This is a genomic window from Methylobacterium sp. UNC378MF (assembly GCF_900103195.1).
GTDB lineage: Bacteria > Pseudomonadota > Alphaproteobacteria > Rhizobiales > Beijerinckiaceae > Methylobacterium.
This window is the reverse complement of sequence record NZ_FMWU01000003.1, coordinates 197318-212057: the sequence shown is the minus strand read 5'-3', so window position 1 is coordinate 212057 and position 14740 is coordinate 197318. Positions and strand designations below refer to the sequence as shown.

Annotated in this window: 14 protein-coding genes and 1 tRNA gene; 1 reads left to right on the top strand and 14 read right to left on the bottom strand. The window is 67.5% G+C overall.

Annotated features, from left to right (window positions below; genetic code table 11):
• Nucleotides 1–10: 10 nt before the first annotated feature.
• From BLT59_RS04660 to BLT59_RS04595, 14 genes are all read right to left on the bottom strand, one after another.
• On the bottom strand, nt 11–1531 hold the full coding sequence (locus BLT59_RS04660; RefSeq protein WP_091776993.1) for an NADH-quinone oxidoreductase subunit M: 1521 nt from the start codon (nt 1529–1531) through the stop codon (nt 11–13).
• Between the two features lies 1 nt (nt 1532).
• Nucleotides 1533–3638, bottom strand: coding sequence for an NADH-quinone oxidoreductase subunit L (gene nuoL / locus BLT59_RS04655; RefSeq protein ID WP_091776992.1), 2106 nt, complete (start codon nt 3636–3638; stop codon nt 1533–1535).
• An 82-nt stretch (nt 3639–3720) separates the two neighbouring features.
• Complete coding sequence (gene nuoK, locus BLT59_RS04650; RefSeq protein WP_043351891.1) at nt 3721–4026, bottom strand: NADH-quinone oxidoreductase subunit NuoK; 306 nt, start codon at nt 4024–4026, stop codon at nt 3721–3723.
• A 22-nt stretch (nt 4027–4048) separates the two neighbouring features.
• Nucleotides 4049–4669 carry an NADH-quinone oxidoreductase subunit J gene (locus BLT59_RS04645; protein ID WP_091776991.1) on the bottom strand — a complete coding sequence of 207 codons (621 nt, stop codon included), beginning with the start codon at nt 4667–4669 and terminating at the stop codon, nt 4049–4051.
• Nucleotides 4670–4891: 222 nt separating this feature from the next.
• Nucleotides 4892–5380: an NADH-quinone oxidoreductase subunit NuoI gene (gene nuoI, locus BLT59_RS04640; RefSeq protein ID WP_091776990.1), complete on the bottom strand. Its 489-nt coding sequence runs from the start codon at nt 5378–5380 to the stop codon at nt 4892–4894.
• 23 nt (nt 5381–5403) lie between these two features.
• Nucleotides 5404–6426: an NADH-quinone oxidoreductase subunit NuoH gene (gene nuoH, locus BLT59_RS04635; protein ID WP_091776989.1), complete on the bottom strand. Its 1023-nt coding sequence runs from the start codon at nt 6424–6426 to the stop codon at nt 5404–5406.
• Between the two features lie 13 nt (nt 6427–6439).
• The gene (gene nuoG / locus BLT59_RS04630) at nt 6440–8521 is read right to left on the bottom strand and encodes an NADH-quinone oxidoreductase subunit NuoG (protein WP_091776987.1); all 2082 of its coding nucleotides are present in this window, start codon (nt 8519–8521) and stop codon (nt 6440–6442) included.
• Nucleotides 8522–8531: 10 nt separating this feature from the next.
• On the bottom strand, nt 8532–8741 hold the full coding sequence (locus BLT59_RS04625) for a hypothetical protein (protein ID WP_012319031.1): 210 nt from the start codon (nt 8739–8741) through the stop codon (nt 8532–8534).
• Between the two features lie 4 nt (nt 8742–8745).
• The gene (nuoF, locus tag BLT59_RS04620) at nt 8746–10047 is read right to left on the bottom strand and encodes an NADH-quinone oxidoreductase subunit NuoF (RefSeq protein WP_091776985.1); all 1302 of its coding nucleotides are present in this window, start codon (nt 10045–10047) and stop codon (nt 8746–8748) included.
• A gap of 9 nt (nt 10048–10056) precedes the next feature.
• A complete protein-coding gene (nuoE, locus tag BLT59_RS04615; RefSeq protein ID WP_091776983.1) occupies nt 10057–11418 on the bottom strand; it encodes an NADH-quinone oxidoreductase subunit NuoE in 1362 nt (453 codons plus the stop codon).
• Between the two features lie 10 nt (nt 11419–11428).
• Nucleotides 11429–12619 (bottom strand): NADH-quinone oxidoreductase subunit D, encoded by a 1191-nt coding sequence (locus BLT59_RS04610; protein ID WP_091776981.1) that lies wholly within the window; start codon nt 12617–12619, stop codon nt 11429–11431.
• A 16-nt stretch (nt 12620–12635) separates the two neighbouring features.
• Entirely contained in the window at nt 12636–13283 is a 648-nt protein-coding gene (locus BLT59_RS04605; RefSeq protein ID WP_091776980.1) for an NADH-quinone oxidoreductase subunit C, read from the bottom strand.
• 9 nt (nt 13284–13292) lie between these two features.
• Complete coding sequence (locus BLT59_RS04600; RefSeq protein ID WP_043353985.1) at nt 13293–13892, bottom strand: NuoB/complex I 20 kDa subunit family protein; 600 nt, start codon at nt 13890–13892, stop codon at nt 13293–13295.
• A 42-nt stretch (nt 13893–13934) separates the two neighbouring features.
• Nucleotides 13935–14300, bottom strand: a complete 366-nt coding sequence (locus BLT59_RS04595; RefSeq protein WP_007560754.1) for an NADH-quinone oxidoreductase subunit A — start codon at nt 14298–14300, stop codon at nt 13935–13937.
• 363 nt (nt 14301–14663) lie between these two features.
• Here BLT59_RS04595 and BLT59_RS04590 point away from each other — a divergent pair.
• A tRNA-Asp gene (locus BLT59_RS04590) sits at nt 14664–14740 on the top strand.

Below are 14740 nucleotides of genomic sequence, written 5' to 3'. Positions count from 1 at the left end.
GTCTTCCGTCTCAGCGCGCGACCGGCAGCGCGGCGGCCGCGGTCTGGGTGTTGGACAGGGCGGCCTTCATGCTGGTCATCAGCGCGTCGGTCGAGGGCGCGAACACGTCGAGCACGGGGGACGGGTGCACGCCGTAATAGATCGTCAGGGCCACCAGCGGCGCCAGGATGATCTTCTCCCGGAGATCGAGGTCGAGGATGCCCTGGAGATTCGGTTTCTCCAGCTTGCCGTAGATCACCCGCGCGTAGAGCCACAGGGCGTAGGCCGCCGACAGGATGATGCCGAAGGTCGAGAAGAAGGCGACGTTCGGGTTCGCCTTGAAGGCGCCGAGCATCGCCAGGAATTCGCCGACGAAGCCGGACGTGCCCGGCAGGCCGACATTGGCCATGGTGAAGATCAGCATCGCCACGGCGTAGAGCGGCATCCGCTTCACGAGGCCGCCATAGGCGGCGATCTCGCGGGTGTGCATCCGGTCGTAGACCACGCCGACGCAGAGGAAGAGCGCCCCCGACACGATGCCGTGGGAAATCATCAGGAACAGCGCGCCCTGGATGCCCTGCTCGTTCAGGGTGAACAGGCCCAGCGTCACGAAGCCCATATGGGCGACCGACGAGTAGGCGATCAGCTTCTTGATGTCGGTCTGCATCATCGCAGTGAGCGATGTGAAGATGATGGCGATCACCGAGAGGGCGAAGACGAGGGGCGCGAACTCCTGGCTCGCAACCGGCAGCATCGGCAGCGAGATTCGGATGAAGCCGTAGCCGCCCATCTTCAGGAGGATGCCCGCCAGGATCACCGACCCGGCGGTCGGCGCCTCCACGTGGGCGTCGGGCAGCCAGGTATGAACCGGCCACATCGGCATCTTCACCGCGAAAGAGGCGAAGAAGGCGAGCCACAGCCAGGTCTGCATCTGCGCCGGGAAGCGGGTCTGCAGAAGGGTCGGGATGTCGGTGGTGCCGGCCTGCCAGTACATCGCCATGACGGCGAGCAGCATCAGCACCGAGCCGAGCAGGGTATAGAGGAAGAACTTGAAGCTCGCGTAGATCCGGCGCTGGCCGCCCCAGATGCCGATGATCAGGAACATCGGGATCAGGCCGGCCTCGAAGAACAGGTAGAACAGCAGCAGGTCGAGGGAGGCGAACACGCCGATCATCGTCGTCTCGAGGACGAGGAAGGCGACGAAGTACTCCTTCACCCGGAAGTGGATCGAGTGCCACGAGGCGCCGATGCAGAACGGCATCAGGAAGGTGGTCAGCAGGATCAGCGGCATCGAGAAGCCGTCGACGCCGAGCTTGAACCGGATCGTCTCGGTGAGCCACGCGTGGCTCTCGACCAGCTGGAAGCTCGACGAGGCGGCGTCGTAGCGGCTCCAGGCCACCAGGGAGAGGAGGAAGGTGACGATCGTGGTGGCAAGCGCGGCCCAGCGGCTGTTGCGCGCGACCGATTCCTCATCGCCGTTCAGCGTCAGGATGAAGGCCGCGCCGCAGAGCGGCACGATCAGCAGGCCGGAGAGGATGCCGAGGCCGAGCATGTCAGTGAGCACCCTTGGGCAGACCGGACATCAGGTACCAGCTGATCAGGCCGGCGACGCCGATGAGCATGACGAAGGCGTAGTGGTAGACGTAGCCGGTCTGGAGGCGGACGACACCGCGGGTCACGTCGACGACGCGGGCCGCGATCCCGTTCGGCCCGAGGCCGTCGATGATCCGGCCGTCGCCCTGCTTCCAGAGGAACAGGCCGAAATCCTTGGCCGGGCGGACGAAGATCCGGTCGTAGATCTCGTCGAAGTACCACTTGTTGAGCAGGAACCGGTACAGCGACGGCTGCTGCGCGGCGAGTTCGCCAGGCAGCTCCGGCCGGCGGATATACATCCAGTAGGCGAGGACGAAGCCGAGGATCAGCATGATCAGCGGCGAGTAGGAGACCAGCGCCGGGACCTCGTGGATCTCGTGCATGATGTGGTTGTTCGGCCCGTGCGCCAGGGCGTGGCCCCAGAACGCGTCCATCCCCTCGCCGATGAAGCGGTTGTGGAAGATGATCCCAGCGAACAGCGCGCCGAAGGCGAGGATCGCCAGCGGGATCGTCATCACCAGCGGGCTCTCGTGGGGCGTGTGGTCGCCGTGGTGGCCGTGATGGTCGTCGGCCACGAGGTCGCTCTTGTGGGCCGGCTCGATGTCATGGCCCTTGTCGTCGTGGGCGACGCCCTCGGTGTGGCCGGGCGCACCGTCGGCCTCGTGCGCCATGGTCGAGTGGGCCACCGCGGGGGCGTCATGATGGTGGTCATGGGCCGCGTGGGCGCCCCAACGGGCCGGACCCTCGAAGGTCATGAAGAACAGGCGCCAGGAGTAGAACGAGGTGAAGAACGCCGCCACGACCACGCACAGGAAGGCGAGGGTGTGCCCGGGCCGGGTCGACGCATAGGCCGCCTCGATGATCGCGTCCTTCGAGTAGTAGCCGGCCGTGTAGGGGAAGCCGATCAGCGCCAGGGAGCCGATCGCCATCATGGCGCTGGTGTAGGGGATGTAGCGGCGCAGGCCGCCCATGTTCCGCATGTCCTGCTCGTGGTGCATCGCGTGGATGACCGAGCCGGCTCCGAGGAACAGCAGCGCCTTGAAGAAGGCGTGGGTGAACAGGTGGAACACGCCGGCCGAGTAGGCGCCGACGCCGAGCGCCACGAACATGTAGCCGAGCTGCGAGCAGGTCGAGTAGGCGATCACCCGCTTGATGTCGTTCTGCACGAGGCCGACCGTGGCGGCGAAGAACGCCGTGATGCCGCCGATCACCGTCACGACGACGAGCGCGTTCGGCGCCTCCTCGAACAGCGGCGACAGGCGCGCGACCATGAACACGCCGGCGGTCACCATGGTGGCGGCGTGGATCAGCGCCGAGACCGGGGTCGGGCCCTCCATGGCGTCCGGCAGCCAGGTGTGCAGCAGGAACTGCGCCGACTTGCCCATGGCGCCCATGAACAGCAGCAGGCAGGCGAGCGTCAGGGCGTTCCAGTCGTAGCCGAGGAAGTGGAACGAGAGCGTCTTGATCGCGTCGACCTTGCCGAAGATCGCGTCGAACGCCACCGAGCCGGTCAGCACGAAGACCAGGAAGATGCCGAGGGAGAAGCCGAAATCGCCGACGCGGTTGACGATGAACGCCTTCATGGCGGCGGCGTTGGCCGAGGGCTTCTCGTACCAGAAGCCGATCAGCAGGTAGGAGGCGAGGCCCACGCCCTCCCAGCCGAAGAACATCTGCACGAGGTTGTCGGCCGTCACCAGCATCAGCATGGCGAAGGTGAACAGCGACAGGTAGGCGAAGAAGCGCGGCCGGTGCGGATCCTCCTCCATGTAGCCTACGGAGTAGAGGTGCACGAGGGTCGAGACCGTGGTCACCACCACCAGCATGACCCGCGTCAGGGTATCGACCTTGAAGGCCCAGTCGACCTGCAGGTCGCCGGCCGAGAACCAGGAGGCCACCTGCACCCGCTCGGCGTGGCCGCCGTCGAGGAACACGCCCCAGGCGATCAGCGCCGTGAAGGCGAGGAACGCCGTGGTGATGTACTCGCAGGCCCGCGCCCCGATGTACCGGCCGAACAGGCCGGCGATCAGGAAGCCGATGAGCGGGAAGAAGACGATCGCGTGATACATCGCTCTCTTGCAGTCCGTCCTCCGGGCCGGCCGCTATGCGGCGGCGTCCGGATGTGAATCGGGGCGTGCGGGGAAGGAGGCCCTAGCCCTTCATCATGCTCACGTCTTCCACCGCGATGGAGCCGCGGTTGCGGAAGAACACCACCAGGATGGCGAGGCCGATCGCCGACTCGGCGGCCGCGACGGTCAGCACGAACAGAGCGAAGACCTGTCCGGTGATGTCGTTGAGCTGTGTCGAGAAGGCGACAAGGTTGATGTTGACCGAGAGCAGGATCAGCTCGATCGACATCAGGATGACGATGATGTTCTTGCGGTTGATGAAGATGCCGAGCACGCCGAGCGTGAACAGGATCGCCGCGACGGTGAGATAGTGGCTCAGGCCGATCATCGTTCGAAACCTCCGGCGGGCATCAGACCTCGACACCCTGGCGCGACGGGACCTTGCGGGTCTCCACCGCCATGGCCTGGGTGCGGGCGTTCTGGACCGCGATGTTCTGGCGCTTGACGCCCGGCCGGTCGCGCAGCGTCAGCACGATCGCGCCGATCATGGCGACCAGCAGGATCAGGCCGGCGAGCTGGAAGAAGTAGGCGTAGTCCGTGTAGATCACCCGCCCCAGAGCCTGGGCGTTGGTGAGGTTCTCGGCGGCCGCGACGTTGCCGAGCGGTGCCTGGACGAGGCCCGGATCGATGCTCCACGAGCCGACGACCAGCAAGATCTCGACCAGGAAGATCGCGCCGATGAGGGCGCCAATTGGGAGATACTGCTGGAAGCCCTGGCGCAGCTCGGCGAAATCGACGTCGAGCATCATCACCACGAACAGGAACAAGACCGCCACGGCGCCCACGTAGACTACGACCAGGATCATCGCCAGGAACTCGGCGCCCATCAGGACGAACAGTCCGGCGGCGTTCACGAAGGCGAGGATCAGGAACAGCACCGAGGCGACGGGATTGCGCGAGGCGATCACCATGAAGCCCGACGCGACCGTGATGCTCGCGAACAGATAGAAGAAGGCGGCTGCTGCGGTCATGCGCTGGTCGGGATCGGCCGCCGGAGCGGCCCCTTCTGCCGTGCGTGGAGACGGTCCGCAGCGGGCGGCCCGTCTATAGAACCCGGTCGGCGGGGGCACAACAGCGCCCCCGGCATGGCTCTAGAGCATCGCATCGGAAACCGGAACCGGTTCGATGCTCTAGGGCCTTGTTTTTGCATCATCTTCTTCCGAAAGCCGGTGACCGTCTTTCGGGATGATGCCTTAGCGGTAAGGCGCGTCCATCGCGATGTTGCGGGCGATCTCGCGCTCCCAGCGGTCGCCGTTCAGTAGGAGCTTCTGCTTGTCGTAGAGCAGCTCCTCCCGGGTCTCGACCGAGAACTCGAAGTTCGGCCCCTCGACGATCGCGTCCACCGGGCAGGCCTCCTGGCACATGCCGCAATAGATGCACTTCACCATGTCGATGTCGTACCGGGTCGTGCGGCGTGTGCCGTCGTTGCGGCGCGGACCGGCCTCGATGGTGATCGCCTGGGCCGGGCAGATCGCCTCGCAGAGCTTGCAGGCGATGCAGCGCTCCTCGCCGTTGGGATAGCGGCGCAGCGCATGCTCGCCTCGGAAGCGCGGCCCGCGATGGCCCATCTCGAAGGGATAGTTGATCGTGGCCTTCGGCTTGAAGAAGTAGCGCATGCCGAGGATCATCCCCGACACGAACTCCTTCAGAAGAAGGCTTTTCGCAATCTGATCGAGCTTCATGCCGCGATCTCCGGTTTCATGCGTCAGGCGCCCGGGGCCAGGCCGGTGAGCTTCAACACGAAGGCCACCACCACCACCGAGACGAGCGAAATGGGCAGAAACACCTTCCAGCCGAGGCGCATGAGCTGATCGTAGCGGTAGCGCGGCACGATCGACTTCACCATGGCGAACAGGAAGAACAGGAAGCTGGCCTTCAGGGTGAACCAGATCACGCCCGGCACCCAGGTGAAGGGCGCGAACGGGATCGGGGACAGCCAGCCGCCCATGAACAGGATGGTCCCCAGCGCGCACATGCTCATGATGGCGACGTACTCGCCGAGCATGAACAGCAGGTACGGCGTCGAGGAATACTCGACCATGTAGCCGGCCACGAGCTCCGACTCGGCCTCCGGCAGGTCGAAGGGCGGGCGGTTGGTCTCGGCGAGCGCCGAGACGAAGAACACCACGAACATCGGGAACAGCCACAGCCAGTACCAGCCGAAGAGGCCGAGGCTGGTGTCCTGCGCCATCACGATGCGCGAGAGGTTGAGCGATCCGGCGCAGAGCAGGACGCAGATGATCACGAAGCCCAGCGACACCTCGTAGGAGATCATCTGGGCCGCCGAGCGGAGCGCGCCGAGGAACGCGTATTTCGAGTTCGACGCCCAGCCGCCCATGATGACGCCGTACACGCCGAGCGACGAGATCGCGAAGATGTAGGTGATGCCGACGTTGATGTCGGCGATCGCCCAGCCGTCGGCGAGCGGGATCACCGCCCAGCTCGACAGGGCGAGCATCGCGAAGACCAGCGGCGCCAGCAGGTAGATCGCCTTGTTGGCGCCCGCCGGGATCACCGGCTCCTTGATCACGAACTTGATCAGATCGGCGAAGGACTGGAACAGGCCGAACGGCCCGACCACGTTCGGGCCGCGCCGGAGCTGCACGGCCGCCCAGATCTTCCGGTCGGCGAGCAGCGCGTAGGCGATGAACACGAGGAGCGCGGAGAGCAGCACGAAGCTCTTCAGCACGATCAGGAGCACGGTCCCGAGGATTTCGAGCGACGTCATCGGTCTTGAGCTCCTACTCGGCCGCCGCGAGGGGCCGCGCCTCGGCGGCGCGCTCCCGGGCGAGGCGCGAGCACTCCGCGAGGATGCGCGAGGCGCGGGCGATCGGGTTGGTGAGGTAGAAGTCGGTCACGGGCGACGCGAAGGCCGGCCCGGTCGCGGAGCCGCCGAGGCCGGCAAGACGATCGACCGCCTCGGTCACGGTGCCGGGCTCGACGGCGCCGACCGCCGCGAGATGCGGGTGGGCGGCGTAGAGCGCCCGGCGCAGCGCCGTGAGCGAGTCGAAGGGCAGGCGGTGGCCCAGCACGTCCGAGAGGGCGCGCAGGATCGCCCAATCCTCGCGCGCATCGCCCGGCGGGAAGGCGGCGCGGTTGCCCATCTGGACCCGGCCTTCCGTGTTCACCCAGGTCGCCGACTTCTCGCTGTAGGCGGCCCCCGGCAGGATCACGTCGGCGCGGGAGGCGCCGCGGTCGCCGTGGCTGCCCTGGTAGACCACGAAGGCGCCCGGGGCGACGTCGCGCTCGTCGGCGCCGAGGTTGAACAGGACGTCGAGCGCCCCCGGCTCCAGCATCTGCGCGAAGGTCAGGCCGCCCTCCCCCGGCACGAAGCCGAGATCCAGCGCGCCGACCCGGGCGGCCGCCGTGTGCAGCACGCCGAAGCCGTTCGCCTCGGCCGAGACTGCGCCGATCTCCTTCGCGAGGGAGGCGGCGGCCGCCAGCACGCCCGGCGCGGCGTTGGCGCCGACGATCACGAGCGGCGCCTTTGCCTCCTTGAGGATCTCGAAGAAGCTGTGCTCGCCGCGGGCGAGCGCCGCCAGCGAGTCGGGGCCGGCGCCGATGTAGTGGCTCGGATAGGTCAGGTCGACCGGCTCACCGATCACGCCCACCGCCAGCGGCGCCATGCGCCAGCGCTTGCGGATGCGGACGTTCAGCAGCGAGGCCTCGGTGCGCGGGTTGGCGCCGACGATCAGGATCGCGTCCGCCGCCTCGATGCCCGGGATGGTCGGGTTGAAGATGTACGAGGCGCGGCCCAGCGCCGGGTCGAGGCCGCCATCGGTCTGGCGGCAATCGAGGTTCGGCGAGCCGAGGCTCTTGATCAGCTCGCGGAGCGCGAAGATCTCCTCGACGCCCGCGAGGTCGCCGACAACCGCGCCGATCCGCTTCGGATCCGCGCCCTTCACCTTGGCGGCGATGGCCTGGAACGCCTCACCCCAGGAAGCGGGACGCAGCCGGCCGTTCTCGCGCAGGTAGGGCCGGTCGAGGCGCTGCATCCGCAGCCCGTCGATGTGATAGCGGGTCTTGTCGGAGATCCACTCCTCGTTGATCTCCTCGTTGATCCGCGGCTCGATCTGCATGACCTCGCGGCCGCGTGTGTCGATGCGGATCGAGGAGCCGACCGCGTCCATCACATCGACCGACTCGGTCTTGTTCAGCTCCCAGGGGCGGACGTTGTAGCTCTGCGGCCGGTGCACGAGGGCGCCCACCGGGCAGAGGTCGGCGACGTTGCCCTGGAGCTCCGAGGCCATCGACTGCTCGAGGTAGCTGGTGATCTCCATGTCCTCGCCGCGCCCGATGGCGCCGAGGTCCGGCACGCCCGCCACCTCGGCGAGGAAGCGTACGCAGCGGGTGCAGTGGATGCAGCGGTTCATCGCGGTCCGCACCAGCGGGCCGATATGCTTCTCCTCGACGGCGCGCTTGTTCTCCTGGTAGCGGGTCGAGTCGACCCCGTAGGCCATGGCCTGGTCCTGCAGGTCGCAATGGCCGCCCTGGTCGCAGATCGGGCAGTCGAGTGGGTGGTTGATGAGGAGGAACTCCATCACCCCCTCGCGGGCCTTCTTGGTGCCCTGCGAGCGCGTCAGCACCTCCGGCGGCTCGCCGTTCGGGCCGGGGCGGCAATCCTTCACCGCGTAGGCGCAGGAGGCCACCGGCTTCGGCGCGCCCTTCAGCTCGACGAGGCACATGCGGCAATTGCCGGCGATCGACAGGCGCTCGTGGAAGCAGAAGCGCGGGATCTCGGCCCCCGCGGCCTCGCAGGCCTGGAGCAGCGTGTAATCGGCGGGGACGTCGACCTCGGTGCCGTCGACGAGGATTTTTGTCATCGGTGCAATCTCAGTGCGGGGCGTCGGCGAGATCGAGGCGTCGCTCGATCCGCTCGATGCGAAGCTCGACCCTGTCGATCCGCCGGTGGACGCCAGCCAGATTCTCTTCGACCGCAGCCATGCGGCCTTTCAGTTCTCGGACATCATCGCTGAGGCGATCGACCTTCTCGTCGATCCGCCGCAGGTACACGAGCATCAGGTTGTCAGGCTGGCTCGTCATCGGATCACTCCGCGGCCATCGGCACAGGCTCGCTGTGCGGGTTGGCGGTGTAGCGGTCGATGCGCTTCTCGATCTCCGGCCGGAAGTGCTTGATCAGGCCCTGGATCGGCCAGGCCGCCGCGTCGCCCAGCGCGCAGATCGTGTGACCCTCGATCTGCTTGGTGACCTCGAACAGCATGTCGATCTCGCGCTTCTGGGCGCGGCCCTCGGTCATGCGCTGCATCACCCGCCACATCCAGCCGGTGCCCTCGCGGCAGGGCGTGCACTGGCCGCAGGATTCGTGCTTGTAGAAGTACGAGATCCGGGTGATCGCCGCGACGATGTCGGTGGACTTGTCGAGCACGATCACCGCCGCGGTGCCGAGGCCGGAGCCCAGGTTGCGCAGGGTGTCGAAGTCCATCTTGGCGTCGATGATCTGCTCGGCCGGCACCAGCGGCACCGACGAGCCGCCCGGGATCGAGCACAGCAGATTGTCCCAGCCGCCGCGCATGCCGCCGCAATGGCGGTCGATGAGCTCGCGGAAGGTGATGCCCAGCTCCTCCTCGACGTTGCACGGCTTGTTGACGTGCCCGGAGACGCAGAAGAGCTTGGTGCCGGTGTTGTTCTTGCCGCCGAGCCCGGCGAACCACGCGCCGCCCCGGCGCAGGATCGTGCCGGCGACCGCGATCGACTCGACGTTGTTCACGGTCGTGGGGCAGCCGTAGAGGCCCATATTGGCCGGGAAGGGCGGCTTCAGCCGCGGCATCCCCTTCTTGCCCTCGAGGCTCTCGATGAGCGCCGTCTCCTCGCCGCAGATATAGGCGCCCGCGCCGTGGTGGACGTAGATGTCGAACGGGTAGTCGTGGACGTTCGACTGGCCGACGAGCCGGGCCGCGTAGGCCTCGTCCACGGCCTTTTGGAGCGCGTGCTTCTCGGCGACGTACTCGCCGCGGATGTAGATGTAGCAGGCATGCGCGTTCATCGCGAAGCAGGCCAGCATGCAGCCCTCGATCAGGAGATGCGGGTCGTGCCGCATGATCTCCCGGTCCTTGCAGGTGCCCGGCTCCGACTCGTCGGCGTTGACCACGAGGTAGTGCGGGCGCCCGTCGGACTTCTTGGGCATGAACGACCACTTGAGGCCGGTGGGGAAGCCCGCGCCGCCGCGGCCGCGCAGGCCTGAGGCCTTCATCTCCTCGATGATCCAGTCGCGGCCCTGCTCCAGCAGGAACTTGGTCCCGTCCCAGGCGCCGCGCTTCTTGGCGGCGTCCAGGCCCGGCGAGTGCAGGCCGTAGAGATTGGTGAAGATGCGATCCTGATCCGACAGCATGTCAGGTCCTCACTGAGCCGGCGCCGACAGGGCCTTGGCCTGCCCCACCCAGTTCTCCCGGTCGATGCGACCCGGGAACGCGAGGTAGGTGCCGACCCAGGCGATCTCGTCGCGGGACCAGGCGGCGATCTGGTCGAAATGGTAGATGCCGAGCCCGTTCAGGCGCTGGCTGTTGCCCGGGCCGATGCCCTTGATGCGCGTCAGCTCGTCCGGCTTCCCGGCACGGGCGGCCTCCAGACCGGGCGGGCGCTTGCCCACGGCGTCGGCCTTCTGCTCGGGGCTCGCATCCTTCGGCAGGGCTGCGAGCGCGCCGGCGATGCGGGCCTCCTCGGTCTCAGCCGCCACTTCGCCCTCGCTGGCGCCGGAGGCCTCGGGCTGCTGCGGAACCGCGTCGCGGGCCGGCGTTTCTTGGTGGCCCTGCTCGCCGGCGGCGGGCTCACCCGCGACGACGCGCTCGGCCGGCGAGTCGAGCACGTCCGCGTCGCCCTGGCGGGCGGCCCCGTGCTTGGCGGTGGATCGGCCGCGCTCGGCCGCGTCGGCGCGGTCCTCGGGCTTGACCGGCGTCTCGCCGCCGGCCGCACGTTGGGCCGGAGCGTCGGTGACCGTGCGCTCCACCGGGCGTCCGGCATCGGGCCGGGCCGGCTTCGGATTCTCGGCGGCCTGCTGGGTGCCGGCAGCCGCTTCGCCGGTCGCGGCGGCCGGCTCCGCGGCCTTGCCAGCCTCCTCGAAGCGCTTTCGCCACGCGCCGACCCGCGAGCCGTCGAAGAGGGTTGGGTCGGTGAGCGTGTTCACCGCGTCCTGGGGCTCGGACGACACGCGCCCGGTCTGGGAGCCGACCTTCACCGGTCGACCGGCAGCGAGGTCGTCCATCAGCTGTCCGAGCGACTCGGGCGTCAGGTCCTCGTAGTAGTCCTGGTTGATCTGCACCATCGGCGCATTGCAGCAGGCGCCCAGGCACTCGACCTCGAGCCACGAGAAGTTGCCGTCGGCCGAGACGTGGCCCGCCGGTCCGAGGCGGGCCTGAAGCATCTCCTTGAGGCCCCGCGCGCCGCAGGAATCGCACGGGACCGTGCCGCAGACCTGGATCCAGAATCGCCCGACCGGCTCCAGGGCGAACATCGTGTAGAAGGTCGCCACCTCCAGCACGCGGATGTTCGGCATGCCGAGCTCGGCCGCCACCGCCTCGATGGCCGCGCGCGGCAGCCAGCCGCCGTTCTGCTCCTGCGCCCGCCAGAGCAGCGAGATCACCGCGGAGGCCTGGCGACCTTCCGGGTACTTGGCGATCTGGGTCCTGGCCCACTCGGCGTTCTCGGGGGAGAACGCGAAGCTCTCGGGCTGCTCCGAGGCGGGGGCGAGTCTGCGGTTTGCCATCGCTTCTGTCTTACCGATCCACTTCGCCGAACACGATATCGAGCGTGCCGAGCACGCAGGACACGTCGGCTAAGAGGTGCCCGCGGCACATCCAGTCCATCGCCTGAAGATGCGCGAAGCCCGGCGCGCGAATCTTGCAGCGGTACGGCTTGTTGGTCCCGTCGGACACCAGATACACGCCGAACTCGCCCTTGGGCGCTTCCACGGCCGCGTAGACCTCGCCCTCGGGCACGTGAAAGCCCTCGGTGTAGAGCTTGAAGTGGTGGATGAGCGCCTCCATCGAGCGCTTCATCTCCCGGCGCGGCGGCGGCGCGAACTTGCCGTCGAGGGCCGCGATCGGCCCCTGCCCGGCAGGCTCGCGCAGCTTGGCGACGCACTGCTTCATGATGCGCACCGACTGGCGCATCTCCTCCATGCGGATCACCTGGCGATCATAGGTGTCGCCGTTCTTGCCCACGGGGATGTCGAATTCCATCTCCTCGTAGCACTCGTAGGGCTGCGCCTTGCGCAGATCCCACGGGATGCCCGAGCCGCGCACCATCACGCCCGAGAAGCCCCACTCCATCGCCTCGTCCACCGACACGATGCCGATGTCGACGTTGCGCTGCTTGAAGATGCGGTTGGCCATGACGAGGTCGTCGAGATCCTGGACGACCTGCAGGAACGGGTCGCAGAACGCCTCGATGTCGTCGATCAGCTTCGGCGGCAGGTCTTGGTGGACGCCGCCGGGCCGGAAGTAGTTGGCGTGGAGCCGGGCGCCGGAGGCCCGCTCGTAGAAGATCATCAGCTTCTCGCGCTCCTCGAAGCCCCAGAGCGGGGGCGTGAGGGCGCCGACGTCCATCGCCTGCGTGGTGACGTTGAGGAGGTGCGACAGCAGGCGGCCGATCTCGCAGAACAGCACGCGGATCAGCTGCGCGCGCCGCGGCACCTCGATCCCGGCGAGCTTCTCGATCGCCAGGCAGAAGGCATGCTCCTGGTTCATCGGCGACACGTAGTCGAGCCGGTCGAAATAGGGCGTCGCCTGCAGGTAGGTCTTGTACTCGATCAGCTTCTCGGTGCCGCGGTGGAGCAGCCCGATATGCGGGTCGACCCGCTCGACCACCTCGCCGTCGAGTTCCAGCACGAGGCGCAGCACCCCGTGCGCCGCCGGGTGCTGCGGGCCGAAATTGATCGCGAAGTTGCGGATGTTGTGTTCGGTCACGGACGGTCTCCGCGGCTCATGCCGACGTCTTCTCGTCGCCGGGCAGCACGTAATCGGTGCCTTCCCACGGCGACAAGAAGTCGAAGTTCCGGAATTCCTGCGTTAGCTGCACCGGCTCGTAGACCACCCGCGCCTGGTCCTGGTCGTAGCGGACCTCGACGAAGCCGGTGAGCGGGAAGTCCTTGCGCAGGGGGTGCCCCTCGAAGCCGTAATCGGTGAGCAGGCGGCGCAGGTCGGGATGGCCCGAGAACAGGATCCCGTAGAGGTCGTAGGTCTCGCGCTCGTACCAGTTGGCCGCCGGAAAGACCTCGATCACCGAGGGGACGGGCGTCACCTCGTCGGTCTGCACCTTCACCCGGATGCGCAGGTTATGGCGCAGGGAGAGCAGGTGGTAGACCACGTCGAAGCGCTTCTCGCGCTGCGGATAGTCCACACCGCAGATGTCGATGAAGTTGCGGAACGCGCAGGCCGGATCGTCGCGCAGGTATGTCAGCGCGTAGACGATGTCGGAGGCCTGGACCACCAAAGTCAGCTCGCCGAACGCGATGGCGTGGGACACCACCGCCGGGCCGAGGGCGCCGATGACGCGCTCCGCCATGGCGGCCACGGCGTCGTCGCCGTAGACCGGCTGAGTGTGGGGCAGGATCGAGATGCCGTTGGTCATGGCCGCTCCTCAGCGCTCGATCGTGCCGGTCCGGCGGATCTTCTTCTGCAGCAGCAGCACGCCGTAGAGCAGCGCCTCGGCGGTGGGCGGGCATCCGGGCACGTAGATGTCCACCGGCACGACCCGGTCGCAGCCGCGCACCACCGAGTAGGAATAGTGGTAGTAGCCGCCGCCGTTGGCACAGGAGCCCATCGAGATCACGTAGCGCGGCTCCGGCATCTGGTCGTAGACCTTGCGCAGCGCCGGGGCCATCTTGTTGGTCAGGGTGCCGGCGACGATCATCACGTCGGACTGGCGCGGCGAGCCGCGCGGCGCGAAGCCGAATCGCTCGCAATCGTAGCGCGGCATCGACATCTGCATCATCTCGACCGCGCAGCAGGCGAGACCGAAGGTCATCCACATCAGCGAGCCCGTGCGGGCCCAGTTGATCAGCTCATCCGTGGTGGTGAGCAGGAAGCCCCGGTCGGCCAGCTCGTCGCTGATCGACAGGAAGGTCGGGTCGTCCGCGCCGATCGGGCGGCCGGTGTTGGGATCGATGATCCCCTTCGGCTGCGGCGCGATCGCGGGGGCGCGGGAGAGGGCACGGTTCGTGTCGGTGATCAGGGCCATCGGCGACTCAGGAATTCGGTGCGGGCGGCGAGCGGCGGGACATCAATCCCATTCGAGGGCGCCCTTGCGCCACTCGTAGACGAAACCGACGGTCAGCACGCCCAGGAAGACGATCATCGACCAGAAGCCGAACCAGCCCAGATCCCCGAAGGTGATCGCCCAGGGGAAGAGGAACGCGACCTCGAGGTCGAAGATGATGAACAGGATGGCGACGAGGTAGAAGCGCACGTCGAACTTCATGCGGGCATCGTCGAACGCGTTGAAGCCGCACTCGTAGGCCGAGAGCTTCTCGGGATCGGGGCTCTTGAAGGCCACCAGGAACGGGACGACCAGCAGCGCCGTGGCGATGAACAGCGCCACGCCGATGAACACGATGAGCGGCAGGTAATCCGCCAACAATCCGGTCATGCCAGGGCCTCGCGAGACGAGTGAAACCGCGGTGCGACGCCGACCCGGATCCGCCCGTGGAATTGTTCTTATGCCAGGATGCGCGCGGCCGGAGGCTTAGTCGAGCCGCCGGCCCGTGACAATGGCTTGTCGCGTCGCACAAAGCGCGCTGTCAGCTGTCCTGTCAGTCCTGTCCGAGATGGGATTGTGCGGCACGAACACAACACGACGGAAGCGCGCAGGTCTCGAGTCGGGGTGCCACGTCGTGCCCCTGGGTCCAGGGGGACGCGAATCCGCGCCGGATGCGCTTGACAGGTCCTGAAGCGCCCCATAAACCCCGCCCCGTCGCCGGGCGAAACGCCCCCTCCGAGGCGACCACGCCGTGCGGGCGTAGCTCAGTTGGTTAGAGTGCCGGCCTGTCACGCCGGAGGTCGCGGGTTCGAGCCCCGTCGCCCGCGCCA